This is a genomic window from Cellulosimicrobium funkei (assembly GCF_001019615.1).
Lineage (GTDB): Bacteria > Actinomycetota > Actinomycetes > Actinomycetales > Cellulomonadaceae > Cellulosimicrobium > Cellulosimicrobium cellulans_E.
In genome coordinates, this window is record NZ_JNBQ01000001.1 from 191,807 (window position 1) to 216,351 (window position 24,545).

General features: G+C 73.9%; 20 protein-coding genes. 9 read left to right on the plus strand and 11 right to left on the minus strand.

Annotated features, from left to right (window positions below):
* The 4 genes from FB00_RS00865 to FB00_RS00880 form a co-directional block, all read right to left on the minus strand.
* The gene (locus tag FB00_RS00865; protein WP_047230941.1) at nucleotides 1-765 is read right to left on the minus strand and encodes an anti-sigma factor; all 765 of its coding nucleotides are present in this window, start codon (nucleotides 763-765) and stop codon (nucleotides 1-3) included.
* Nucleotides 749-1,321, minus strand: a complete 573-nt coding sequence (locus tag FB00_RS00870) for an RNA polymerase sigma factor (RefSeq protein WP_052877334.1) — start codon at nucleotides 1,319-1,321, stop codon at nucleotides 749-751. The genes FB00_RS00865 and FB00_RS00870 overlap by 17 nt, the downstream gene beginning before the upstream one ends.
* Nucleotides 1,322-1,451: 130 nt before the next feature.
* Nucleotides 1,452-2,171, minus strand: coding sequence for a class F sortase (locus tag FB00_RS00875; RefSeq protein WP_047230943.1), 720 nt, complete (start codon nucleotides 2,169-2,171; stop codon nucleotides 1,452-1,454).
* Nucleotides 2,168-3,052 carry a DUF4397 domain-containing protein gene (locus FB00_RS00880; RefSeq protein WP_047230944.1) on the minus strand — a complete coding sequence of 295 codons (885 nt, stop codon included), beginning with the start codon at nucleotides 3,050-3,052 and terminating at the stop codon, nucleotides 2,168-2,170. The genes FB00_RS00875 and FB00_RS00880 overlap by 4 nt, the downstream gene beginning before the upstream one ends.
* 384 nt (nucleotides 3,053-3,436) lie before the next feature.
* On the opposite strand from FB00_RS00880, the gene FB00_RS20810 reads away from it, so the two are divergent.
* Nucleotides 3,437-8,464: a glycoside hydrolase domain-containing protein gene (locus tag FB00_RS20810; RefSeq protein WP_052877335.1), complete on the plus strand. Its 5,028-nt coding sequence runs from the start codon at nucleotides 3,437-3,439 to the stop codon at nucleotides 8,462-8,464.
* 480 nt (nucleotides 8,465-8,944) lie between these two features.
* Here FB00_RS20810 and FB00_RS00895 read toward each other — a convergent pair whose 3' ends face one another.
* From FB00_RS00895 to FB00_RS00905, 3 genes are all read right to left on the minus strand, one after another.
* On the minus strand, nucleotides 8,945-10,609 hold the full coding sequence (locus tag FB00_RS00895; protein WP_047230946.1) for an ATP-dependent DNA ligase: 1,665 nt from the start codon (nucleotides 10,607-10,609) through the stop codon (nucleotides 8,945-8,947).
* A gap of 172 nt (nucleotides 10,610-10,781) precedes the next feature.
* Nucleotides 10,782-11,795: a cation diffusion facilitator family transporter gene (locus tag FB00_RS00900; protein ID WP_047230947.1), complete on the minus strand. Its 1,014-nt coding sequence runs from the start codon at nucleotides 11,793-11,795 to the stop codon at nucleotides 10,782-10,784.
* Complete coding sequence (locus FB00_RS00905) at nucleotides 11,792-12,208, minus strand: ArsR/SmtB family transcription factor (protein WP_047230948.1); 417 nt, start codon at nucleotides 12,206-12,208, stop codon at nucleotides 11,792-11,794. Before FB00_RS00905 ends, FB00_RS00900 begins: the two co-directional genes overlap by 4 nt.
* Before the next feature lie 89 nt (nucleotides 12,209-12,297).
* On the opposite strand from FB00_RS00905, the gene FB00_RS00910 reads away from it, so the two are divergent.
* The 3 genes from FB00_RS00910 to FB00_RS00920 are packed head-to-tail and all read left to right on the plus strand — an operon-like array spanning nucleotide 12,298 to nucleotide 14,589.
* Nucleotides 12,298-12,633, plus strand: a complete 336-nt coding sequence (locus tag FB00_RS00910) for an ArsR/SmtB family transcription factor (protein ID WP_047230949.1) — start codon at nucleotides 12,298-12,300, stop codon at nucleotides 12,631-12,633.
* The gene (locus FB00_RS00915; RefSeq protein WP_047231226.1) at nucleotides 12,630-13,367 is read left to right on the plus strand and encodes a cation diffusion facilitator family transporter; all 738 of its coding nucleotides are present in this window, start codon (nucleotides 12,630-12,632) and stop codon (nucleotides 13,365-13,367) included. Before FB00_RS00910 ends, FB00_RS00915 begins: the two co-directional genes overlap by 4 nt.
* 37 nt (nucleotides 13,368-13,404) lie before the next feature.
* The gene (locus FB00_RS00920) at nucleotides 13,405-14,589 is read left to right on the plus strand and encodes an SLC13 family permease (RefSeq protein ID WP_082140829.1); all 1,185 of its coding nucleotides are present in this window, start codon (nucleotides 13,405-13,407) and stop codon (nucleotides 14,587-14,589) included.
* A gap of 71 nt (nucleotides 14,590-14,660) precedes the next feature.
* Here the strand turns inward: FB00_RS00920 and FB00_RS00925 are convergent, their stop codons facing one another.
* Complete coding sequence (locus tag FB00_RS00925; protein WP_047230951.1) at nucleotides 14,661-15,206, minus strand: GNAT family N-acetyltransferase; 546 nt, start codon at nucleotides 15,204-15,206, stop codon at nucleotides 14,661-14,663.
* Between the two features lie 138 nt (nucleotides 15,207-15,344).
* Here FB00_RS00925 and FB00_RS00930 point away from each other — a divergent pair, with 138 nt between their 5' ends.
* Together FB00_RS00930 and FB00_RS00935 are read left to right on the plus strand one after the other, a co-directional pair.
* On the plus strand, nucleotides 15,345-15,965 hold the full coding sequence (locus tag FB00_RS00930; RefSeq protein ID WP_231581654.1) for a SigE family RNA polymerase sigma factor: 621 nt from the start codon (nucleotides 15,345-15,347) through the stop codon (nucleotides 15,963-15,965).
* A complete protein-coding gene (locus tag FB00_RS00935; protein ID WP_047230953.1) occupies nucleotides 15,962-16,987 on the plus strand; it encodes a hypothetical protein in 1,026 nt (341 codons plus the stop codon). Before FB00_RS00930 ends, FB00_RS00935 begins: the two co-directional genes overlap by 4 nt.
* 87 nt (nucleotides 16,988-17,074) lie before the next feature.
* Here FB00_RS00935 and dapA read toward each other — a convergent pair whose 3' ends face one another.
* Nucleotides 17,075-17,965, minus strand: a complete 891-nt coding sequence (gene dapA, locus FB00_RS00940) for a 4-hydroxy-tetrahydrodipicolinate synthase (protein ID WP_047230954.1) — start codon at nucleotides 17,963-17,965, stop codon at nucleotides 17,075-17,077.
* Between the two features lie 71 nt (nucleotides 17,966-18,036).
* Between dapA and FB00_RS00945 the strand changes: the two genes are divergently transcribed.
* Entirely contained in the window at nucleotides 18,037-18,927 is an 891-nt protein-coding gene (locus FB00_RS00945; protein WP_047230955.1) for a LysR family transcriptional regulator, read from the plus strand.
* Nucleotides 18,928-18,948: 21 nt separating this feature from the next.
* On the opposite strand, the gene lepB is transcribed toward FB00_RS00945, so the two are convergent.
* Together lepB and FB00_RS00955 are read right to left on the minus strand one after the other, a co-directional pair.
* Nucleotides 18,949-19,749: a signal peptidase I gene (gene lepB / locus FB00_RS00950; RefSeq protein WP_231581655.1), complete on the minus strand. Its 801-nt coding sequence runs from the start codon at nucleotides 19,747-19,749 to the stop codon at nucleotides 18,949-18,951.
* A gap of 66 nt (nucleotides 19,750-19,815) precedes the next feature.
* Entirely contained in the window at nucleotides 19,816-20,157 is a 342-nt protein-coding gene (locus tag FB00_RS00955) for a YciI family protein (RefSeq protein ID WP_047230956.1), read from the minus strand.
* 385 nt (nucleotides 20,158-20,542) lie between these two features.
* Between FB00_RS00955 and FB00_RS00960 the strand changes: the two genes are divergently transcribed.
* Both FB00_RS00960 and FB00_RS00965 read left to right on the plus strand, forming a co-directional pair.
* Complete coding sequence (locus FB00_RS00960; RefSeq protein ID WP_047230957.1) at nucleotides 20,543-23,935, plus strand: CARDB domain-containing protein; 3,393 nt, start codon at nucleotides 20,543-20,545, stop codon at nucleotides 23,933-23,935.
* Nucleotides 23,936-24,030: 95 nt separating this feature from the next.
* Nucleotides 24,031-24,426, plus strand: coding sequence for a hypothetical protein (locus FB00_RS00965; RefSeq protein ID WP_197088707.1), 396 nt, complete (start codon nucleotides 24,031-24,033; stop codon nucleotides 24,424-24,426).
* Nucleotides 24,427-24,545 lie beyond the last annotated feature (119 nt).

A 24,545-nucleotide genomic window follows, 5' to 3' on the forward strand; every position in this document is an offset into this window, starting at 1 on the left:
CTAGACGTCGAGCGGTCCCCGCACGACGGAGTCGCCCGAGTGCGCGGGGTCGCCGTCGAAGTGCTCCTCCGAGACGTCGACGACGGGGAACTGCGTGAGGTCCAGGCCGTCGGGCAGGTCGAACCGGCCCTCCGCGCCGTCGAGCACGCCGAGGCTCACGAGGCCGCTGAGGTCCTCGGCAAGGAGCCACACCTCGCGATACGTGCCCTCGGGCACCGGCGCATCGACCGTCACGACGACCTGGCGCCGCCCGTCGGGCTGCTCCTCGACACGCGCGTCGCCGCTCGCGCCCTCCCAGTCGGGCAGCGGGTCGAGCGTCGCGCTGGCCACCGTCGTCTCGGGCGGCTCGGCCTCGCGCCGCTCCCACAGGACGCCGCCCGCGACGCCCACGAGGAGCGCGGCCGACGCCGCCGCGACCGGTACCCAGACCCGTCGGCGACGCGGTGCGAGCGGCACGACGACGGCCCCCGCGCGCTCGCCGTCCGGCGCGTCGGCGCGGGACGGGGTGACGGCAGCGGGCTCGTCGAGGTCCGTGCTCGCCGTAGGCAGGTCGAGCTCGGCACGGATCGCGGACCACACCGCCGGGGGCGGCTCGACGAGCTCGTCGGGCGCGTCGGCGCCGTCGAACGCGTCGGCCACGCGCGCGAGCCGGGCGGCGCCGTCGGCGCACTCCGCGCAGGAGGCGAGGTGCGCGCGCGCGTCGTCGTCGAGCACGTCCTCGCCGAGCGCGAGGAGCGCGAGGGTCTCGTCATCGATGTGCTGCACCGTCCACCTCCAATCGGTCGCGCAGCCGGATCAGGCTCCGTCGTACGTGGCTCTTGACCGTACCCAGCGGGAGGCCGAGCTCCTCGGCGATCTGCACGTGCGTCAGGTCACGGAAGAACGCGAGCTCGAGGATCGTCCGGCCGGGATCGCCGAGCCGCTGCAGCTCGTCGGAGAGGAGCACGCGGTCGGCGACGCGTCCGACGTCGGCGTCCTCGTCCACGGCGGGCCGCGGCTCCGTCGCGGCCGCCTGCTCGGACCGTCGCACCCGGGCGCGGGCCTCGTGCGCGTCGGCGACGGTGTGCCGCGTGATCCCGACGAGCCACGCGGGCAGCCGGGCGCGGTCGGGGTCGAACCGGGACCTGCTGCGCCAGGCGGCGACGAACACCTGCTGCGTCACGTCCTCCGCGTCGGCGCGCGTGCCGAGCGACCGCAGGGCGAGGGTGTGCACGAGCGCGGACCACCGCCGGTAGGCCTCCGCGAGGGCGCCCTCGTCGCCGTCCGCGAACGCGCGGCCGAGGCGCCACAGGTCCGGGTCGGGCGTCCCGGTCTCGGTCACGTTCAGGGCGGGTCCTCGAAGGTCGGCGCCGACCGCGCGGGCGGCAGCGGCGAGCGGGTAGCAGCGATCGTAGCGCCGGGGCGGTCGTACGCTCGCGGGGCGCCCCGCGGGCGCCTGCCGGCGAGGGGCGTCACCGGACGGGCGTCGCGGTCACGACGACGTTGTCCGAGTACGAGCGCCGGTCGCGGTCCCACGCGCCCCCGCACGTCACGAGCACGAGGCGGCGCTCGCCCGTGCGGTCGAAGAGCTCGTCGAGCGGGACGTCGGGCTTGGGGACGCTCCGCACGTCCGTCACTGTGTAGGTGTACGAGGCGCCCGTCGCGTCGACGACGTCGACGCGCGCTCCCGTCGTGATCTCCGCGAGCCGGGCGAACGGCCCGACGCCGTCGGGGTCGTCCACGTGGGCCGCGACGACCGTCGTGCCGGCGGGGCTCGCGGGTGCCGGGCCGAACCGGTACCACGCGGCGACGTCCCCGCTGCCCGGCAGCGCCATCCGCCCCTCGGGGTCGACCCCCGCCGGCTCGACGGGGAGGTCGACGTCGAGGTCGGCGGCGACGACGCGCGTGGGCGCGGGCGGCGCGGGGTCGGGCACGTCCTGAGCGGGTCGCACGGGCACGTCCCGGATGGGCCCGGACGGGCCTGCGGTCCCCGTCCCGCCCCGGCCGGGGGCCGGGACGGGCGGGGTGTCGGCCGTCGGTCCGAGGAGTCCGTCGGCCGGCTCGTCGGCGGACGGCGGGGAACATCCGCCGACGACCGCTGCGGTGACGAGCACCGCCCCCAGGAGGGTCAGGAGCCCGGCCCGCGCACCCCGTGCGGGGTGCGCGGGACCGGGGTTCGTGCGCTGCGTCATGCGTCCCGGTCGCTCCGGACGGGGTGCGTGGCGTGCGCGTGCTGCTCCCGCCATGCGCGCGCGAGCATGACGACCGCCGCGACGAGCAGCAGCCCGAACAGGGACGCGCCGAACGCGATCGCGACGCCCGTGGCGGTGCTGCTCGGTGCCTCGGCCGCGAGGCCGGAGAGGCCCGCGGGCACCCCGGACGGCGACGAGTGGAGCCCCTCGACCGTCTGCGTGGCGAGCGCGAGGTTGCCCGCCTCGAGGCTGCCCCACGCGTAGGCGATCGTGTTGACGCCCTCGGCGACCGTGAGGTCGGCCGGCCCGAGCACCGGGTCGGTCGTGCCGGCGGCGGCGATCGACGCCGACACCGTGCCGGCCGGCAGGTCGAGCACGGCCTCCTTCGGGTTCTCGAGGCCCGTGACGACCGCGGTGCCGCCTGCGAGCACGTCGACCGCGGGCGCCGCCGCGACGTGGCGGACGGTCAGGCGGCCCTGGCCGGCCGCCGTCGGCTCGGTCGAGTTGGTGAAGAGCGTCGCGGTCGGATCGCCACCCGCGTCGAGGTGCGCGACGGCGGTGTAGCTCGTCCCGGCCGCGAGCTCGAGGTCGACCGGGCCGATGACCGGGGAGCTCGTGTCGGTCGCGTCCGGCGCGGTGATCGCGACGCTGTACGCCCCGGCCGGGAGGTCGAGCGGGCCGGCGAGGTCGCCCGGCTGGAAGTCGTCGAGCGTGAGCTCGTCGTTCACCCAGACGTCGACGGGGGTGTCGGGCACGCCGTGCAGGACGGAGAGGGAGGCGCCGTCGGCGGTGGCGGCGTGGGCGGGGAGCGCGACGGCTCCTAGCGCGACGAGGGTGGCTGCGCCCGCGAGCGCGGCGCTGCGTCGTGCGGTGCGGTGCATGGTGTCCTCCGGTTCTCGGCCCGGTCGGTACCGGGCGCTCGGGCAGTTGACACCCCCTCTTCCGGCGGGGAGGCGGGTACGGATGCACCGTCGTGCCGCGAGTCTCGGCACGAGCTCTCGGAGGGTTGCGGAGCGTGGGGCGGACCGGTGTCGGGGCAGGGAACCGCGCCCGTCGGGCAGGTGAACTTCGCGGGCGGGGTCTTGAGGCAGCCCGGTCCGCCACGTACCGTGGGCGCGGCGAGGCGGAGCAGCCTCGGCACGACCCCCCCAAGGAGAACTCTCGTGGCCAGACCATCTGCCGCGCGTCTTGACAGCGCTGTCGGACGACGCGGGGCCAGCCCGACGTCCGACCCCCACCCCCGACGAGGCGGTCGCAGCCGGCTCGTGGGTGCCCTCGCGGGCGCCCTCACCGCCGCGCTCGCGGTCGGCGTCCTGCCGCCCGCCGCCGCGGTCGCGGCCCCCGCGGCGAACGCCGCCGAGAGCGACCTCGCGTCGCTCGTCGACGTGTTCGTCGGCACCGAGGGCGACTACGGCAACGACATGCCGGCCGCGCAGGCGCCCAACGGCCTCGCGAAGGTGAACCCGCGCACCATGCCGGGGCGCAACAACACCGGCTACGACTACGCGCAGTCGAAGATCTCGGGCTTCACGCACACCAACCTCGACGGGGTGGGGGGCTCCGGCGGCGGCGGTGACATCCTCGTGGTCCCGACGTCGGGGTCGTACACCGCGCGGCCGGGCACGGGCACGTACGCGCACCCGTTCTCGCACGACGACGAGCAGGCCGGCCCGGGCTCCTACGCCGTCGGGCTCGGCAACATCGCGGGCAAGGACGGCGCGATCGCGGCCGCGCCGGGCACGATCGAGGCCGAGGTCGCGGCGACCACGCGCTCGGGCGTGCACCGCTACGCGTTCCCCGAGGGCTCGACGCCGAGCCTCGTCGTCGACCTCGAGACCAACAACACGAGCCGCCGGTCGTCGTCGGTGCAGGTCGAGACGCGCGCGGACGGCACCGTGGAGCTGTCCGGGCAGGTCACGGGCTACTTCTACAACGCCGCCTACACGCTGTACTACACCGCGCGCACGCTCCAGCCCGCGACGGTGCAGACGTGGGGCGACGACGACAAGCTCGTCGACGCCACGGCCCAGGACGGCGTCGACACCGGCGCGATCCTCACGTTCGACCCGGCCGACGCGGGGGACGTCGGCCTGCAGGTCACGCTGTCGCCGGTGAGCGTCGAGCAGGCGCGGATCGACCAGCAGGTCGAGCTCGGGGACCTGTCCTTCGACGCGATCCGTGACCGCACGCGCGCCGAGTGGAACGCGACGCTCGGGCGGGTCGCGATCGACGCCTCGACGGCGACCGACCCGACGGGCGAGCTCCAGAAGCTCTTCTACACGCACCTCTACCGCATGTTCGCGATGCCGATGAACGCGACGAGCACCTCGGGGACGTACCGCGGGGTCGACGGCGCGGTGCACGCCGCGCAGGGCTTCACGTACTACGACTCGTGGGCCACGTGGGACGACTTCCGCAAGTTCTCCGTCATCGCCTACATCGACCCGGCGCTGTACCGCGACATGGTGCAGTCGCTCGTCTACCTGTTCGCCGACGCCGAGGCGACCGGCACGGGCAGCGGCCTCGGCGGGTTCGTGCACTCGGTCCCGACCGTCCGCTGGGAGCGGTCGTCCGTCGTGGTCGCGGACGCGATCGCCAAGGGCTTCGACGGGTTCGACCGCCTCGACGAGGCATACCCGGCGCTCAAGCGGCTCGTGGGGCAGTACAGCGCGGACGAGCTCCAGCGCGGCTACGTGGCGGGCAACCCCGGCGCGTCCGTGCAGCGCGGCTACGACCAGTACGGCCTGTCCGTGATCGCGGACGAGCTGGGCCTGACGGACGAGGCGCAGACGATGCGCGAGCAGGCGTCGTGGCCGATCGAGAAGCTCACCAAGCCGGGTGCGTGGACCGCGGCCGACGGCACGCAGGTCGGCCTCCTCACCCCGCGCGCCGCCGACGGCTCGTGGCAGAGCGCCGACTACGCGAAGTTCGAGGCCGCGAGCCTCTACCAGGGCACGCTGTGGCAGTACCACTGGTACGACGCGTACGACATGGACGCGCTCGTCGAGGCGATGGGCGGCCCCGAGGCCGCACGGCTCGCGATGCGCCACATGTTCGGTGAGCACGCGCCGGACGACGGCACGGCCATGCTCCACTCGAACGCCAACGAGATCGACCTCCAGGCGCCGTACCTCTTCAACTACACGGGCGAGCCGAGCCTCACCCAGAAGTGGACGCGCGCGATCTACACGCAGGAGACCTGGAACCGATACATCGCGACGGGCTCCTCCAGCGCCGTCCCGAGCGGCGGCGGCGAGTTCACGCCGCCCGTGAAGACGAAGGTCTACCAGCTCGACCCGCGCGGCATGCTCCCCACGATGGACAACGACGCCGGCACGATGTCGACGATGTTCGTCGCCGCGGCCGTCGGGCTGTTCCCGGTGACCGCCGGCTCGTCCGAGTTCCAGATCGGGTCGCCGTTCTTCGACGCCACGACGATCACCTACGACGACGGCAGCGCCTTCACGGTGACGGCCGACGGCGTCTCCGAGGACGCGTTCTACGTCCAGTCCGCGACGCTCGACGGTGCACCGTTCGGCAACACGTGGGTCGACTACGGGACCGTGATCGGGGGCGCGGACCTCGCGTTCCGCATGGGCGAGCAGCCGAGCGACTGGGGCACGGACACCGAGCCCGCGTTCTCGATGAGCACCGCCACCGACGAGCCGGCCGAGGGCCCGCGCGTCAGCGCCGACCCCACGACCGTGCAGACCGGCGACGGCGGCGCTCTCGACGCGACCGTGACGCTCACCCTCGACGGCGCGCGGCTCGCCGCGTCCGCCGGCACGGACCTCGTGGCGAGCGGGGCGGCGAGCGTCGTCGGGCTGCCCGACGGCGTCGCCGCGGCCGTGACGGTCGCGTCGCCGACCGCGCTCACCGTCTCCCTGACGGGGACGGCGTCCGCCGACGCGCGCTTCTACGTCCACCTGGGCGACGGCGCGCTCGCCGACGGCGTCGCCGCGTCGTCGCTGCGCGGGCAGGGCGTCTCGGTGCTCTCCCCGCTCCGCCTGTCCGTGGCGTCCGCCGAGCGTGACGCGCTCGCCGGGCTCGTCGACGACGCCGTGCTCGTGCGGCACGGGAACTACTCCTCGGTGACGTTCGACCGGTTCTCCACCGCGCTGACGAAGGCGCAGGAGGCTCTCGGTGACGAGTCCGCGACGAGCATCGCGCTGCGGTTCGCGGCCGACCGGCTCGGCGCGGCGATCGATGCGCTCGACCTCACGGGCGGCGGCTACCGCACGCTCGAGGCCGAGCAGTCCGAGGCGTGGTCGGGCGGCGAGCTGAAGAACGAGGCGAACAGCTCGTCCGGCAACCTCGGTGGCGTGCGCTCCGGGTCGTGGGTGCAGTACCGCGACATGACCTTCGAGACCGCCGCCGGGGACACCCCGCCGCGCTTCCTCACGGTCCGGTACGACACGAGCTTCGCCCCGACGGACACGCCGAGCACCGTGCGCGTGCACGCCGGCGACGTGAGTGGCCCCGTGGTCGCGACCGTGGACCTCAAGGGCACCAGCGGCTGGGGCAAGTACACCGAGGTGACGGCGGAGCTCGGCGACGTGCAGGCCCTGGTCGACGCGAAGGTCGTGACGTTCGAGCTCCTCGCGCCGTCGGGCCGGAGCTGGGTCGGCAACTTCGACTGGTTCCGGTTCAGCGCTGAGGATCCGACGGCCCCGGGCCAGCCGGGCGAGTCCCCGACCGTGACGATCCAGGCCGAGGACTGGACCGCGAACTCCGGTCGCGGGCTCAAGAAGGAGTCCTCGACGTGGACGAGCGGGCCGGTGACGAACGTCGGCGGCACCGCGGACGGTGACTGGATCGCCTACGGCGAGGTCGACCTCGGTGAGCTCCCGCTCGGCGAGCTGTCGGTCCACTACGTGCACAACTCCAACCGGTCCGGGAAGAACTCGGCGCTGTCGGTGTACCTCGACGCGTTCGACCCGGCGAACCCGGGCGAGCCGTTCGTCACCGTGCCGCTGCCGACGACCGGGTCGAGCTGGACCGCCGACGGGACGGCGACCGTCGTCCTGCCGGAGACGGTGCAGGGGACGCACGAGGTGTTCGTGCGCCTGACGACCGAGCCGTACGCCGACCACCCGTACGTCGCGAACCTCGACAGCCTGACGTTCTCGCCGGGCGGCCCGACGTCGGTCGTCGTCGAGTCCGAGGCCTGGACGTCGAACTCCGGCCGCGGGCTGAAGAACGAGAGCTCGACGTGGACGAGCGGACCGGTGACGAACGTCGGCGGCACCGCGGACGGCGACTGGCTCGCGTACGGCGAGATCGACCTCGGCTCCGCCGCGCTCGACCAGCTCGCCGTGCACTACGTCCACAACTCCAACCGGTCAGGTCGGAACTCCGCGCTGTCGGTGTACCTCGACGCGTTCGACCCGGCGAACCCGGGCGAGCCGTTCGTCACCGTCCCGCTGGCGAACACCGGGTCGAGCTGGACGACGGACGGGACCGCCGTCGTCGACCTGCCGAGCACGGTGCGCGGCAAGCACCAGGTGTGGGTGCGCCTGTCCACCGAGGCGTACGCCGACCACCCGTACGTCGCGAACCTCGACAGCATGCGGTTCTTCACCGACGCGTACGACGTCGAGGCTCCCTCCACGGACACCGCGGCGCTCGCCGCGTCCGTCGAGGACGCCGAGGCGTTCGAGGCGGAGATCGACCGCTACGGCCGGATCGACGCGGGCGTCTTCACGCGGGAGCTCGCCGCCGCACGGTCGCTTCTCTCGGACGCCGGCGCCACCCAGGCGCAGGTCGACGAGCGGGCACGGCGCCTCGGGCTGGCGACCGACCAGCTCGTGCCGGCCGAGCGCCGTCGTCTCGAGAACCTCGTGACGAGCGCGGAGGCCCTGACCGACGACGGGTACAGCCCCGAGTCGTGGCAGGCGTTCCGCACGGCGCTCGCCGCGGCGACCGAGACCCGGGACGACGCCGCGGCGTCGGACGAGGCGCTGCGCGACGCACGCCTCGCGCTCCAGGGTGCGATCGACGGCCTGGAGGAGCCGGCCGACATCGAGCTCGTCGAGGTCACGCTCACCCCGCGCTGCCTCGCCGGCAAGCCGTACGTCGCGGTCCGCGCGGTGAACGTCTCCGACGCCGCGGTGGACGTCGAGCTCGCCTCGGCGCTCGGGGCCAAGACGTTCACGGGCGTCGCGCCCGGAGCGAACGCCTACCAGTCGTTCGCGGCGCGCGGCGCGACCGGTGACCTCGTGGTCACCGTGACCGCCACCGGTCCGGACGGCGAGCAGACGGTCGAGCAGACGGTCACCGTCCCGACCTGCTGACCGCACCCGACGTGCCCGCGTCACGGCCTCACGCCGTGACGCGGGCACGGTCGTCTCTCGGGACGGGAGCGCGAGCGTCGCGTGAGGAGGTCACGCTCTGGAAGAGTCGGAGTGTGGCCAAGTGGACGTGCACGTGTGGAGTGACCATTCGGTCGAGTGGACCCATCCCGAACCCGATCGAATGGCTGCTGGTGTCGGATACGGACTTCGACGAGTTCAGTGGGCGGGCAACTGCCGACGACGTCTACGCCGCCGCTCAGCATGCGTTCCGATGCCCGACGTGCGATCGGCTGCACGTCTTCTGGTCCGGACTGGCAGAACCGTCGACCGTCTACACGCGCGAGGGCTGATGCCTTCAGGTGATGTCGGGACCCGGTCGGCAAGCCACGCTTGATCTCCGGTCCCGGTTCACAGGCGAACCGGAGAGTTCGCTCGGTTGCCCGATGCGCAGTCGAGAACCCCGGCCGTCCGGGCACTCGGTCACGTGCTCAGGTACGACCGGACCGTGTCGATCGTGTCGGCCTCGGCGGCGGTCTTGTCGTCGCGGTAGCGCAGCACGCGCGCGAACCGGAGCGCGAGGCCGCCGGGATAGCGGGTGGAGCGCTGGAGCCCGTCGAACGCGATCTCGACGACCTGCTCGGGCCGCACGTGCACGACGTACCCGTCGTCAGAGGTCTCGAGCTCGCGGAACCGGCGGGTCTGCCACTCCAGCATCTCGTCCGTCATGCCCTTGAACGTCTTGCCGAGCATGACGAACCCGCCGTCGGGGTCGCGCGCGCCGAGCCAGATGTTCGAGAGCCACCCCCGGCGCCGGCCCGAGCCCTGCTCGACAGCGAGCACGACGAGGTCGAGCGTGTGCCGCGGCTTGACCTTGACCCAGCCCGCGCCGCGCCGCCCGGCCGCGTAGGGGGTGTCGAGCGACTTCACGACGACGCCCTCCTGCCCCTCGGCCACGGCGCCCTCGAAGAACGCGGCCGCGGCGTCGGCGTCGTCGGTGACGAGGCGCCGGACGGCGTGCGTCCCGGCCACATCGTCGAGCACCGCGAGCCGGTCGCGCAGCGGCTCGTCGAGCAGGTCGCGGCCGTCGACGTGCAGCACGTCGAAGAAGAACGGCGACAGCTCGAGCGAGGCCGCGAGCTCGGCCTCCTCGGCGGCGCTGCGCTCGCCCTGGGTCGCGGAGCGGGCGGCGGTCTCCTGGAACGGGCGCGGGACGCCGTCGGGCCCGACGACGAGCGCCTCGCCGTCGAGCACGAGGGTCCGGGCCGGGAGGGCCCGGGCCGCGGCGACGATCTCCGGGACGCGCTCGGTGATGTCGTCGAGCGAGCGCGTGAACACGCGCACGTCGTCCCCGTCGCGGTGCACCTGGATGCGGATCCCGTCGAGCTTTACGTCCACGGCCACGGCGGTGCCCGACGGCGGGTGGTCGCCCGCGTCGTCGTCGCTGCCCGTCGCCGGGCCGGCGCCCAGCTTCTCGAGCGCGGCGCCGACGTCGGGCGCGGACTGCGCGAGCATCGGCCGGACGGGGCGGCCGACCGTGAGCCGGAACGTCGCGAGGGCCTCGGTCGCGGCTTCGGGGCTCCCGGCCGTGAGCGCGGCGCGCGCGACCGGTCCCGTCGCTCCGGCGAGCATGACCGCGCGGCGCACCGCGTCGGCGGGGACCCCGGCGGCCTCGGCGACGGCGTCGACCACGACCGAGTCCAGCGCGCCCTGCCGCAGCTCGCCCGAGACGAGCCCCGCGAGGAGCGACTGCTCCCGCGCCGTCGCGGCACCGAACAGCGCGCCGGCCTCGGCCTGGCGGGCCGTCGCCGAGCCCGGGCCGGAGAGGTCGGCCATGCGGGCGAACGCGGCGTCGACGGCCGTCAGCGTGAGGCTCGGCTCCTCGGCCGGGGTGGGCAGGTCGCGTAGGGAACGCCACCCGAGCCCCGTGCGGCGCTGGCGCAGCTCGCCCGCGAGGTACGCGACGGCGATCTCGACCTCGTCGCGCCTGCCTCCGTCGCCGCCGTCGTCGGTGTCGCCAGCGGTGCCGGACGGGCCGGCGTCGGCGGCGACGCGGCGCAGCAGGTCCGCGATGGCCGCGCGCTTGGCGAGGCGCGAGCGCGTGGCGGCGACGGCGTCGGACGTGGCGGCGACCTCGGCGAGCAGCATGCTCCATCCTCACGCCGACCACCCACGTCCGCCCGCGCTCCCTCCGGTGCCGGACCCGGGGTCGCTCCCGACGATCGCAGCCCCGTGGGGAGGAACCCCGGGTTCGGCGGCCCGGGGGAGCGCCCGATCGGGAGCGAGCCCCGGTTCGGCGGCGCGGGACGCCGGCGGCCGGTCAGCGGGCGGGCGCCACCACGACGTCGATCGTCCCGACCGACGGCAGCGCACGCCGCAGCGCGGCGTCGGCCGCGGCCGTGACCTGGTCGGCTGCGGCGACCGGCGTCTGCGGCGGCACGAGGACGCGCGCCTGGACGGCCAGGCGGTGGCCCGACCAGCGCAGCCGGACGTCGTCCACACCGTCCAGCCCGTCCACGCCGTCGAGCGCGTGGCGCGCCCGGTCCGTGAGGTCCGGGTCGACGCCGTCGAGGAGCCGGCGCCCGACGTCGCGCGCGGTGCCCCACAGGAGCACCAGGATCGCGGCGGTGATGAGCAGGCCGACCAGCGGGTCCGCGAGGGGGAGGCCCGCGAGGACGCCGAGCGCGCCGAGCACGACCGCGAGGGACGTGAACCCGTCGGTGCGCGCGTGCACGCCGTCCGCGACGAGCGCGGCCGAGCCGATGCGCCGCCCGACACGGATCCGGTAGACGGCGACCGCCTCGTTGCCCGCGAAGCCGACGATCCCCGCCGCGATCACCCAGCCCAGGTTGTCCACAGGCTGGGGATCGGCGAGGCGCCGCACCGACTCGACGCCCGCGACGACGGCCGAGAGGGCGATCATCGCGACGATGAACAGCCCCGCGAGGTCCTCGGCCCGGCCGTAACCGTGGGTGTACCGGCGCGTCGCGGCACGACGGCCGAGCACGAACGCGATCCACAGCGGCACGGCCGTGAGCGCGTCGGAGAGGTTGTGGACGGTGTCCGCGAGCAGGGCGACGGACCCGCTGACCGCGACGATGCCGAGCTGCGCGAGCGCCGTCGCGCCCAGCACGACGAGGGACACCTTGACCGCCCGGATGCCCTGGCCGCTCGCGACGAGCTCGTCGTCGATCGAGTCCGCGGCGTCGTGCGAGTGCGGCACGAACACCTCGTGCAGCCACCCGCGCAGCCCGGTCGGGTGAGGATGGTCGTGGTCGTGGTCGTGGTCGTGGTCGTGGTCGTGGTCGACGGCGGCCGGGCGGGTCGTGCTCACCGCCGTACCTCGGCATCCACAGCGTCCCCGGCGGTGGGGGAGGATCCGTCGAGCGCGGCGTGCGCGTCGTCGGCGTGGTGCGCGGGATGGTCGTCGACGGCGTGCTGCGCCTGGAAGACCGCCTGGGTCACGAGCGTGCGCGCGTGCTCGTCGACGAGCGAGTAGAAGACGCGGTTGCCCTCCTGGCGCGCGCGCACGATGCGGCCCCAGCGGAGCTTGGCGAGGTGCTGCGAGACCGCCGTCGGGGACTTGCCGACGATCTCCGCGAGCGCGTTGACCGGCAGCTCGGTGTCGCGCAGGGCGAGGACGATCCGGACCCGCGTCGCGTCCGCGAGCAGCGAGAACACCTCCGCCGCGAGCTCGACGTACTGACTGTCGACCCCGAAGGTGCACGCCTTCGTATCTTCACGCATACGCAGATACTAACGGAAGGCGCCGCGGCCCGTGGCGCCGTGTTGATACATGGTTTCATGAATACATGGGAGCGTGTACTGTCGCGTGCATGGTCGAGACGGTCACGCTCACCCACACCGCGGCGCTCGCGCGGCTGGGACACGCCCTGTCGGACGAGACGCGCACGCGGGTCCTGCTCGCGCTGCGGGAGGCGCCGGCCTACCCGTCCGACCTCGCCGACGCGCTCGGCGTCTCGCGCCAGGTGATGTCGAACCAGCTCGCGTGCCTGCGCGGGTGCGGGCTCGTCGAGGCGATCCCCGACGGCCGTCGCACCTGGTACCGCCTCGCGGACCCCCACCTGGCCCCCGCCCTCGACGACCTGCTGCGGCTCGTCGTCCAGGTCGACCCCACGTGCTGCGGCCCCGACGGGTGCACGTGCTCATGACGTCCGTCTCGATCGGCCGCACGCCGCCCGGACCCGCTGCCCCGACCGCCACGCGTCGTGCCGTCCTCGAGCGGAGGGTCCGGGGGGTCGTCGCGGCGACGATCACGTGGAACGTCGTCGAGGCGGTCGTCGCGATCACCGCGGGCCGCGTCGCGTCGTCGGCCGCGCTCGTCGGGTTCGGGCTCGACTCGCTCGTCGAGGTGCTCTCCGCCACCGCGGTGGCCTGGCAGTTCGCCGCGCCCGACCCGCACCGGCGCGAGCGGGCCGCGCTGCGCGTCATCGCGGTGTCGTTCTTCGGCCTCGCGGTCTTCGTCTCCGTCGACGCCGTCCGGTCGCTGCTCGGCGCTGCCGAGCCCGAGCATTCCGTCGTGGGCATCTGGCTCGCGGCGCTGAGCCTCGTCGTCATGCCGTTCCTGTCGTGGTTCGAGCGCCGCACGGGCCGCGAGCTCGGGTCGGCGTCCGCCGTCGCGGACTCGAGGCAGACGCTCCTGTGCACGTACCTGTCGGCGGTTCTGCTCGTCGGGCTCGTGCTCAACGCGACCCTCGGGTGGTCCTGGGCGGACCCGGTCGCCGCCCTCGTCATCGCTGCCGTCGCCGTCAAGGAGGGCGTCGAGGCCTGGCGCGGGGACGCGTGCTGCGCGCCCGCCGCGGCGCTGGTCTGCGAGGGCGAGGCAGCCACCTGCGCCGACGGGTGCTGCGCGCCCCGGGGCGACGGGCCGACGTCGCGCCCCTGAGCGCTCGTGGTCCTGCCGCGGGCTCTACGATCACGACGTGAACGCCTCGGGAGCACCGGCGCGCCGCCGCGTGCCGCTCTGGCTCCTCGCGGCGGTGGTCGTCGTCGTGCTGCCCGCGACCGGGCTGCTCCCGCCCGCCGACGCCCGAGACCTGCTCGCACGCACCGGCCCGGTCCTGGTCTTCCTCCTCGCCATCACCGTGGTCGCCGAGCTGTGCGCGGGTGCGGGCCTGTTCGACGCCGTCGCGGGCCGGGCGGCGCGGCTCGCCCGGGGGCGGCGCCTGGTCCTGTGGGGGCTCGTCGTCGTCCTCGCGACGGCGAGCACGGTCGTGCTGTCGCTCGACACGACGGCGGTGCTCGTCACGCCCGTCGTGCTCGCCCTCGCGCGCCGCACGGGCACGCGGCCCCTGCCGCTCGCGCTCACGGTCCTCGCGCTCGCCAACACGGCGTCGCTGCTCCTGCCCGTCTCGAACCTCACCAACCTGCTCGCGGCGCACCGGTTCGGCACCGGGTACGTCGGGGTGATGTGGGCGCCGGCGCTCGCGGTCCTCGCCGTCACGGTCGTCGTCCTCCTCGCGCTGCACGGCCGTGACCTGGGCGGGCGCTTCACCCTCGCGGGAGCGGGCCCGACGCCGCCCGACCGGCTGCTCCTGCGCGTCACCGCCGCGGTCGTCGCACTCCTGGCGGTCGCGTTCGCGGTCGAGCTCCCCGTCGCGCCGACGGCGCTCGCGGGCGCCGCGGTGCTCGCGCTCGCGACGTGGTGGCGGCGCGTGCGACCCCTCGTGCCGGTGCGCGAGATGCTGCCGTGGCGGTCGGCGCTCGTCGTGGCGGCGCTGTTCGTGCTCGTGGAGACGTGGCACGCGCACGGGCTCGGCGACCTCCTCGCCGCCGTCGCGGGCACGGGCGACGGGCCGGGCGACCTGGCACGGCTCGCCGCGACCGGCGTCGTCGCCGCGAACCTCGTGAACAACCTGCCCGCGTTCCTCGCGCTGCTGCCCGCGGCGGGGGAGAGCGTCGACCGGCTCGCGACGCTCCTCGTCGCGGTGAACGCCGGGCCGCTGATCACGCCGTGGGCGTCGCTCGCGACCGTGCTGTGGTGGCAGCAGTACCGCCGCCACGCGTTCGAGCAGGGGCCGCCGCCCGCATGGCACGTGGTGCGCCAAGGACTCGTGCTCGCACCCCTCGCCGTCGCGGCGGGGGTTGCGGCCGTCGCGCTCGGCTAGGAAGGGGCGGGCTCGTCACCCGGGTGCGTGGTCGGCGTCTCGCCGTCGTGCGCGCGGCGCGCGGCGTCACGTCAGAGGCGGTCGAACGGGGCGGCATAGGTGAACCGTCCCGCGTACTCGTCCCGCCAGGCGCTCAGGGCGCGCGCCTGGAAGTAGTCACCCCACGCCGGCTCGGGAGCCTCGATCCCCAGGGTGCTGGCGGGCACGAACCCGAACCGGGAGTAGAGGGCCGGCTCCCCGAGCAGCACCACGACGGGCTCCCCGAGAGCGTCCGCCGCACCGAGGATCGTGTGCATCAGGGCGGAACCGACCCCGCGCTGCTGGTGGTCGCGCCGGACGCTGAGGGGCCCGAGCCCGAGGGCCGGCCGGTCCCCGAGCCGCCCGCGGGTGGCGACGACGTGTCCGACGACCTGCGGGTCGGGCAGCCCGGTCTCGGCGACGAGCGACAGCTCCGGGATCCACCCGCTGTCCTCGCGCAGCCACCCGACCAGAGTGGCCTCGCCGGGCGCGCCGTCGGGCTCGACCGGTGGTGCAGAATGCTCGACCGCGGAGAAGGCGTCCGCGGTGACCGCCCGGATCGCCTGGACGTCCGACGGGCGCTCGCGTCTGATCAGCATGCCGACACACTCGACGGGTGCGCGCCGGGAGGCAACGGAAATTCGCCACCGGATCGCGGGCCGTCCTCGTTCCGGCGTGTCAGGTCTCCGGACAGTCCGCGGTGATCCGACCGTCGTGCCCGGATCGGCGAGCAACCTTTGGCGGTCCGGGACCGTGTTCTGTGCATGACTGTGACGGGGGGTTTCGTGGCGGCGATCGGTGAGGGCGACGAGGTCGTGCTTGCTGTCGGGGCGGGCGCCCGCACCCAGCGGGACGTGGAGTTCACGGCGTTCATGGTCGACGCGCAGCCGGCGCTCGCTCGGACGGCGTGGTTGTTGTGCGGGGACGTGCACCGGGCCGAGGAGCTGGTGCAGCACGCGTTGGTGCGCACGTACGTCGCATGGCCCCGAGCGCGCGAGGGAGACCCGATCGCCTATGCGCGGCGGGTGCTGGCGAACGCGCGCATCGATCACTGGCGCAAGCACCGACGAGAGCTCCTCACCGAGCCGCACGAGGTGCCCGCACGCGAGCGCGCGTCGGTGGAGGGCAGCCACGCCGAGCGAGACGCGCTCGTCCGAGCCCTGGTGCAGCTGAGTCCGCAGCGTCGACGCGTGGTGGTGCTGCGCTACCTGCTCGACCTGCCGGAGCGGCAGGTCGCCGACGAGCTGGGCCTGAGCCTCGGCGCCGTGAAGTCGGCGGCATCGCGGGGCCTGGCGCACCTGCGCCGGATCCTCGCGAACGAGACGACCACGACCGAGACCCTGAAGGAGGAGCGATGAACGACGAGGACTTCATCCTGAGGCTGCGCTCCGTCTCGCAGCTCACGCCCGACGTCGCCGTCGACCACACCCGGGTCCTCCGGGCCGGTCGCCGCCGCCGCGCGGGACGAGCGGTCGGCGTGACTCTCGGTGTCGGAGCGCTGTGCGGCGGCCTGGTCGCCGGCGCTCTCGCCCTGGTACCACCGCAACCACGCGATACCCCGGTCATGCCCGCCACGAGCACCACGACGACGAGCCCGGAGCCTGCGGAGAGCGCGACCGAGGAGCCGGCTCCGACGGTCGATGCCGCTCCCGCGCTCGGACCGGGCTGGCCCGACGCGCCGTACTGGCACCTGCGCCGCGAGATCCACGAGGTCGAGAGCAACGGGGACGAGCACGTCAACGTCCTCGACGAGTGGTTCGGCAACGACCGGCCGGGGCTGGTGATGAACGACGGCGACCTCGAGTCCGCCACCGGCGTCGGCCCGCACCCCTGGGGGCGCGAGCTGCTGCTGGACGGTGAGCTTGTGGACCTCGGCTGGGACACCTTCTACGCGCTCCCGACCGACCCCGCCGAGCTCGAGACCGTCCTGCGCGACAGCGTCCCCGTGCTGTACCAGCGGCCGAACCCGAGGGAGGACGAGGTGCTGCAGATCGCCGGTTCCTTCATCGGGCGCAGCCCGGCGCCTCCTGCCCTGCGGGACGCGCTGTGGACGGTGATGACGAACCAGCCCACGGCCACGGCGCTCGGCGAGGTCCGTGACCGGCAAGGACGCGTCGGAGTGGGGCTGGAGTCGGTGATCACCACCGGGGGCGAAGGGACCGAGCCCGTCCAGACCGAGCGCTACCGGTACGTGTACGACCCTGTCGAGCGCCGTCTCCTGGAGGTCTCGGGAACGACCACCGCCGGGCCACCCGAGGACTCCGGAGAGGTCGTGCTCACCTTGTGGGACACGTACCTCGAGGAGGGGCCTGTCGAGGTGCTGCCCAAGGAACCGCGCCTCGAGGACAGCCTCTGCCTCAACTCCTGGGATGACTGCTGACCTTCGGCCCGCACGACGACGGCGCCGCACCCCTGGTGGGTACGACGCCGTCGTGCAGACGGACGCCTGGCGGACGGTCGGGTCCCGTCACCTCGAGGGAGCCGACGGCGCGTCACGGTACGCGAGGGCCGCCGAGAGGGCAGCCGGGGTCGCCGGGAGCAGCGGGAGCCGCACGCGCGGGCTGGCGATGCGGCCCTCGGCGGCGAGGACGGCCTTGACCACCGCCGGGCTGGGCTCGGCGAACAGGGCGCGCGTGAGCGGGACCAGCGCGTCGTGCGCCGCCCGGGCGTGGTGGGCCGGCCCGTGCCTCCACGCGCTGACCAGCTCCGCGTAGGCGCGCGGGGAGACGTTGGCGCTCGCGGTGATCGCGCCGCGGGCGCCGAGGGAGATCAGCGGGCCGATGTACAGGTCGTCACCGGCCAGCACCGACACGTCGGGTCGCAGCGCGCCGAGGAACGCGACCGTCGTGTCGTCGATCGAGCCCACCGTGTGCTTGAAGCCGGCCACGCCGGGCAGATCGGCGAGCCGGTGGAGCGTGTGCGCGGTCAGGGACAGGCCCGTCCGGTACGGGACGTTGTAGACGACCAGCGGGACGGGGGACGCGGCGGCGAGGCGCCGGAAGTGCTCGACGACGCCCTCCTGGGAGGGGCGCGTGTAGGCAGGGACCGCGACGAGCGCCGCGGTCGCCCCGGGGTCGAGGTCGGCGATCAGGTCGACCGACGCGGCGGTGCTGCTCGTGCCCGTGCCGACGACGAGCTGCCGGTCGCGTCCCGCGCAGACCGCGGCGCAGACGTCGACGACCTGGCGCGCCTCGGTGGGGGTCAGCGTCGCCGGCTCTCCGGTCGTGCCCAGGGCGACGACGCCGGTCGCGCCCTCGTCGAGCACCGCTGCGGCGAGCGCTGTGAGCGCGTCGAGATCGAGGCGGTCGTCGTCGGTGAACGGCGTGACGAGGGGGACGTAGAGGCCGGAGAGCTCCATGGCCGCAACTCTCGGCCGTCAATTCCCCCCGGTCCAGTTCAGGTTCGTACGGCATGCCGTAAGTTCTTCTTATGCTCGACGTCCGCAGGCTCCGGCTGCTCCGCGAGCTGTCGCACCGCGGGACGATCGCCGCCGTGGCCGAGGCGCTCACCTACACGCCCTCGGCCGTGTCTCAGCAGCTCTCCGCGCTCGAGCGCGACGCCGGGGTGCCGCTCCTGGAGCGGTCGGGCCGCCGGGTCCGGCTCACCGCGGCCGCCGAGACGCTCGTCGGGCACACCGAGAAGATCCTCGAGATCCTCCGCGAGGCCGACGCCGACCTCGCGTCGGCCGCCTCGACGCTCCGCGGGACGCTGCGCATCGGCGTCTTCCCGACGGCCGTGCCGACCCTGCTCACGCCCGCCGTCGTGCGCCTGAGCTCCGACCACCCCGGACTGCGCCTCCTGGTCTCCGAGCTCGACCCCGCCACGGTCCCGGACGCGCTGCGCGGGGACGCGGTCGACGTGGCCCTGGTCCAGGAGTACGACCACGTCCCGCTCGCGGTCGGCCCCGGCATCGAGGCGGAGCCGTTGATGGAGGAGACTGTCCACCTGGCCGCGCTGGACGCGGGGTCGCTCGCCGACCGTCGGGACGCACCCTGGATCGCCGGGACGCCCGGGACCCTGTGCCACGCACTTACGGCCAGGGCCTGCGAGGCCGCGGGCTACGCGCCGAACATCCGTCATCACGCCGACGACTTCGGCGCCGTCCTCGCCCTGGTCGCGTCCGGGCAGGGCGTCGCCCTCGTGCCGGACCTCGCGGCCGGGGGCGCCCCGGACGGCGTGGTCCTCACGCCCCTGGCGATCCGCCGCAGGACCGCCCTGGCCTACCGCCGCGGGTCCGGGACGCACCCGGAGGTGGCGGCCGCCCGCGAGGCGCTGCGCGCGGCGGCGGTGTCGGCCGGCCTCGCGCACACCGCCCGGTAGCCGCGACCGGTCAGCGCGTCGTCACTCCTCGCCGCCGGCGCCCGGAGCGGGGACGTCGGCGAACACGGCGCCGGGGTTGCGCAGCAGGCCCAGGTGGGACAGGGGCCAGACCTTGGCGAACGCCGTCCCCACGACGTTGCCCATCGGCACGAACCCGTCCCCGGGCTTGTCCGTGTTGTACCGGGAGTCCGCCGAGTTCTGCCGGTTGTCGCCCATGACGAACAGCATGTCCTCGGGCACGGTGGTGTCGAAGGCGAGCTCGCTCGGCTCGGAGCCGGGCTTGATGTAGGTCTCGTCGATCGACACCCCGTTGACGCTCGCGCGCCCCTCCGCGTCGCAGCAGACCACGTGGTCGCCCGGCGTGCCGATCACCCGCTTGATGAGGTGCTCGCCGGTGTCCTGCGGCAGCAGACCGACGAAGGTCAGCGCCGCGCGCACCGCCTCCGACACCGGGCTCTCGGCCTGCGGAACCGGCGGCGGCAGCCACCCGCCCGGGTCCTTGAACACCACGACGTCACCCCGGTGCACGTCGAACGCGCCCGGCACGAGCCGGGACACCATCACCCGGTCGCCCTCGACCAGCGTGTCCTCCATCGACGCGCTCGGGATGAAGAACGCCTGCACCAGGAACGTCTTGAGGAGCAGCGAGAGCACGAGCGCGCTGACCACGATGATCGCCGTCTCGCGCAGCAGTGACGGTCGACGTGGGCGGCGCCCGGTCGGCGCGGCGGCCCCGTCGTCGTCGGACGCCGCACGGGCAGCGGTCTGCGTGTCGAGGGTCGGATCAGGGAGCGGATCGCGCAGCGTGGCGTCGTCGGGCACGGGCCTACCCTGTCACGTCGCCGCTCGGCCGAGCGCCACCCGGGGCCGACGGCGCACAGGGCACCGTCAGCTCTCGGGGTCGTCCTGGAACACGCGCACCTCCTGCCGGCACCGGCAGGCGACGGCGATCTTCGCGGCCCACCGGAGCGCCTCGTCGCGCGTGGGCACCTCCAGCACGGTGTAGCCGCCCTCGAGCCGGGCCGTCTGCGGGTACGTGCCGTCGGTGACGGTGCCGTCCCCGGCGACCAGGACCGGCGGGACGCTCTCGTCGATCCCGCCGCCGAACACCCAGACGCCGGCCTCCTTGGCCTCGCGCACGACCGCGTGCGCCGCGTCCGCGGCCGCCTCGAGGCCGCCGGGACCGAGGTCCATCTCGCCGCTGGGGAACGAGATCAGGTACATCGCCATCGCACGACTCCTTCGTCTCCGGGGATCCCGGTCCATCGTCGCGCCAGGTACCCGCTCCGCGCCCACCCTTGACGCCCCGGATGTCCGTCTCGTAACGTCCGTACTGCACGACGCAAGAAGTTGACAGAAGCCCAGCACAAAGCAGTGCACACGCTGCAACTCTCGAATTCCGCCACGGGTCCGACCGGTGACCATCCCTGACGGGTCGTTCGTGGCACTCCCGGCCGACCGGTCTCGACCTGGTTCGATCCCGGTCCCGACGCTGAACCAGCCCTGACCCGACCCACCCGTGACGGTGGCGCGGCACCAGCACGGTCGCGCCCGCCGTCGGGCACCGCTGCCCGCGGGTGGACGAGCCCGCCCTGGCGGGAGAACGAGGACGTTCATGAGAACCCCCTGGAAGCACACGGTCGTGGCGGGCGCCGCGCTGGCGCTCGTCGCGCCGCTCGGCGTCGTCGCCGTGGCGCACGCCGCGGACGCCACCAACCTGGCGCTCGGCAAGCCGATCGCCGCGTCGTCGGTGACGCAGACGTACGTCGCGGGCAACGCCAACGACGGGAACGCCGGCTCCTACTGGGAGGGCGCGGGCGGCCAGTACCCGTCGCACCTCACCGTCGACCTCGGGGCGGAGGCCGACGTCGACCGGGTCGTCGTCACGCTGCCCCCGCCCTCCGTGTGGTCGTCGCGGACGCAGACGTTCAGCGTGCTCGGCCGCTCCGACGGCGAGACGGCGTTCCGGACGCTCAAGGCGTCGGCGGCGTACGGGTTCGACCCGGCGAGCGGCAACAAGGTCGAGATCCCGCTCGACGCCGAGGTCGACGAGGTGCGCCTCGCCTTCACGGCCAACACCGGCGCGGGCAACGGCCAGGTGTCCGAGCTCCAGGTGTGGGGCACGCCCACGGGCGGCACCGACCCGACCGATCCGACCGGCCCGACGGACCCGACCGGCACCAACTACGCGAAGAGCCGTCCCGCGACGGCCTCGTCGACGGAGTGGCAGTTCGTCGCCGCGAACGCGGTCGACGGCAGCGCGACGACCTACTGGGAGGGCGCGGGCGGGCAGTACCCGTCGACGCTCGACGTCGCGCTCGCCGCGCCCACGCAGCTCAGCAGCGTCCGCGTCCGGCTCAACCCCGACGCCGCGTGGGGTCCGCGCACGCAGACGTTCTCCGTCTGGGGCCGCACCGGCACAGGCGCCTGGCAGGAGCTCAAGGCGTCCGCCGGCTACGCGTTCGCGCCGGGCAGCGGCAACCTCGTCGACGTGCCCGTGACCGGCACCGCCACCGACGTGCGCCTGCGCTTCACCGGCAACACGGGCGCGGGCAACGGCCAGGTCGCCGAGCTCGAGGTCTACGGCGCCCCGGCGCCCAACCCCAACCTCACCGTCACCGCGGTGACCGCGTCCCCGGCGTCGCCCACGGCGACGACCCCCGTGACGCTCACGGCCACGGTGAAGAACACGGGCGACCGCGCGTCGTCGGCCACGACCCTGGACGGGAAGCTCGGCGGGTCGACCGCGGGCTCGGCCGCCGTCGCCGCGCTCCAGCCCGGCGCGAGCGCGCAGGTCCAGGTCGCCGCGGGCACCCGGCCCGCGGGCGAGTACACGGTCGGCGCCGTCGTCGACCCGGCGAACACGGTGGCCGAGCAGGACGAGACGGACAACGCGTTCACGGCCCCGGCGAAGCTCGTCGTGGGCGAGGCGCCCGGTCCGGACCTCGAGGTCGTCTCGGTCTCCTCGAACCCGGCCAACCCGGCCGTCGGCTCGGCCGTGACGTTCTCGGTCCAGGTCCGCAACCGCGGCAACCAGCCCGTCGCGGCCGGGTCCGTGACACGCGTCGTTGCCGGCTCCACGACGCTCAACGGCACGACGCCGGCCGTCCCCGCGGGCGCGACCGTCACCGTCACGCCGAGCGGCTCGTGGACCGCGACGAACGGCGGGGTCACCGTGACCGCGACGGCCGACGCGACGGGCGTCGTCGCCGAGACGAACGAGGACAACAACACCGGCACGCTCGCCGTGACCGTCGGGCGCGGCGCGGCCGTCCCGTACACGACGTACGAGGCCGAGGACGGCCAGTACACGGGCACGCTGCTCCAGACCGACGCGCTGCGCACGTTCGGGCACACGAACTTCGCGACCGAGTCGTCGGGCCGCCAGTCCGTGCGCCTGACCAGCACGGGCCAGTACGTCCAGTTCACGTCCACCAACCCGACGAACTCGATCGTCGTGCGCAACTCGATCCCCGACGCCCCCGGCGGCGGGGGCCAGGAGAAGACGATCAGCCTCTACGCGGACGGCCAGTTCGTGCAGAAGCTGACGCTCTCGTCGAAGCACGCCTGGCTCTACGGCACGACCGACCAGCCCGAGGGCCTCGTCAACACCCCGGGCGGCGACGCACGCCGCCTCTTCGACGAGTCTCACGCGCTGCTCGGCCGGTCGTTCCCCGCGGGCACGGTGTTCAAGCTCCAGCGCGACGCGGGCGACGACGCGGCGTTCTACGTCATCGACCTCGTCGAGCTGGAGCAGGTCGCCCCGCCGCTGGCGAAGCCCGCGGGGTGCACGTCGATCACCGAGTACGGCGCCGTGCCGAACGACGGGCTCGAGGACACGGCCGCCATCCAGGCCGCCGTCACCGCGAACCAGAACGGCGACATCGACTGCGTGTGGATCCCGGCGGGGCAGTGGCGCCAGGAGAAGAAGATCCTCACCGACGACCCGCTCAACCGCGGCATGCACAACCAGGTGGGCATCCGCGACGTGACGATCCGCGGTGCGGGCATGTGGCACTCGCAGCTCTACAGCCTCATCCCGCCGCACCTCGCCCCGGGCGTCATCAACCACCCGCACGAGGGCAACTTCGGGTTCGACATCGACGACAACGTCCAGATCTCCGACCTCGCGATCTTCGGCTCCGGGACGATCCGCGGCAACAACGCCCAGGAGGAGGGCGGCGTCGGCCTCAACGGCCGGTTCGGCAAGGACACGAAGATCAGCAACGTGTGGATCGAGCACGCGAACGTCGGCGTGTGGGTCGGGCGCGACTACTCCAACATCCCGGAGCTGTGGAACCCGGGCGACGGGCTGGTCTTCTCCGGCATGCGGATCCGCAACACCTACGCGGACGGCATCAACTTCAGCAACGGGACGCGCAACTCGACGGTGGTGAACTCGACGTTCCGCAACACCGGCGACGACGCGCTCGCCGTCTGGGCCAACCCGTACGTCAAGGACCGGGCCGTGGACATCGGCCACTCCAACACGTTCCGCAACAACACCGTCCAGCTCCCGTGGCGTGCCAACGGCATCGCGATCTACGGCGGCTACGACAACTCGATCGAGAACAACCTCGTCTACGACACCATGAACTACCCCGGCATCATGCTGGCGACCGACCACGACCCCCTGCCGTTCTCGGGGACGACGCTCATCGCCAACAACGGGCTCTACCGCACCGGCGGGGCGTTCTGGAACGAGGACCAGGAGTTCGGCGCGATCACGATCTTCCCGCAGACGCACGACATCGTCGGCGTCACCATCCGCGACACCGACATCGTCGACTCCACGTACGACGGCATCCAGTTCAAGAACGGTGGCGGGAACATGCCGGACGTGAAGATCACGAACGTGCGGATCGACCAGTCCAACAACGGCTCGGGCATCCTCGCGATGGGCGGCGCCCGCGGCAACGCGATCCTGTCGAACGTGACCGTCACGAACTCGCGTGACGGCGACGTCGCGAAGGAGCCCGGCTCGCAGTTCACGTTCACGGGCCAGTAAGGGGGCCGGACCACCCTCGCGGTGCCGAACACGACATGGGGGTCGTTATCCGTCGGATAACGGCCCCCAGGTCGTGTTCGAGGGCGGGGAACGTCGTGGTCGACGGCGCCCCGCTGGGCTGGCTCGCGACCTACCGCACGCCGGTGAAGGTCGCTCACCTCGCGAACAACCCGCACGCGAGCTTCTCCTACTGGGCGCCTCGCGGGAGCGACTTCGCGGCGGCGGACGTCGTCGCCGAGTGGGTCGACGACGAGCGGGACCGCCGCCACGTCTGGGACCTCTACGCGCGAACCAGCCCGGAGGGTGCCGGCTATGACCTCGGCGCCTTCTGGACGTTACCGGCGGACCCGACGCTCCACGTCCTGCGCCTCGACCCCTACCGCGTCCAGGTGATCCGCGGCCTCGATCTGCGCAACCGCATCTGGACCCCGAGCGACGGCCCGTCCGACGCCCCGGCCGTCGCTCCACGAGGGGTCGTCGCCACGGCCTGATGCGCAGTCGCCCCGGTGAGGGGCCTCCGGGGTCCTGGGGTCTGGCACGCGGCCCGGCACCAGGTCGTCTTCCGCTCGGAGAGTGCACCTGTGAGAAGCCCGCGCCGATCCTGTGCGCG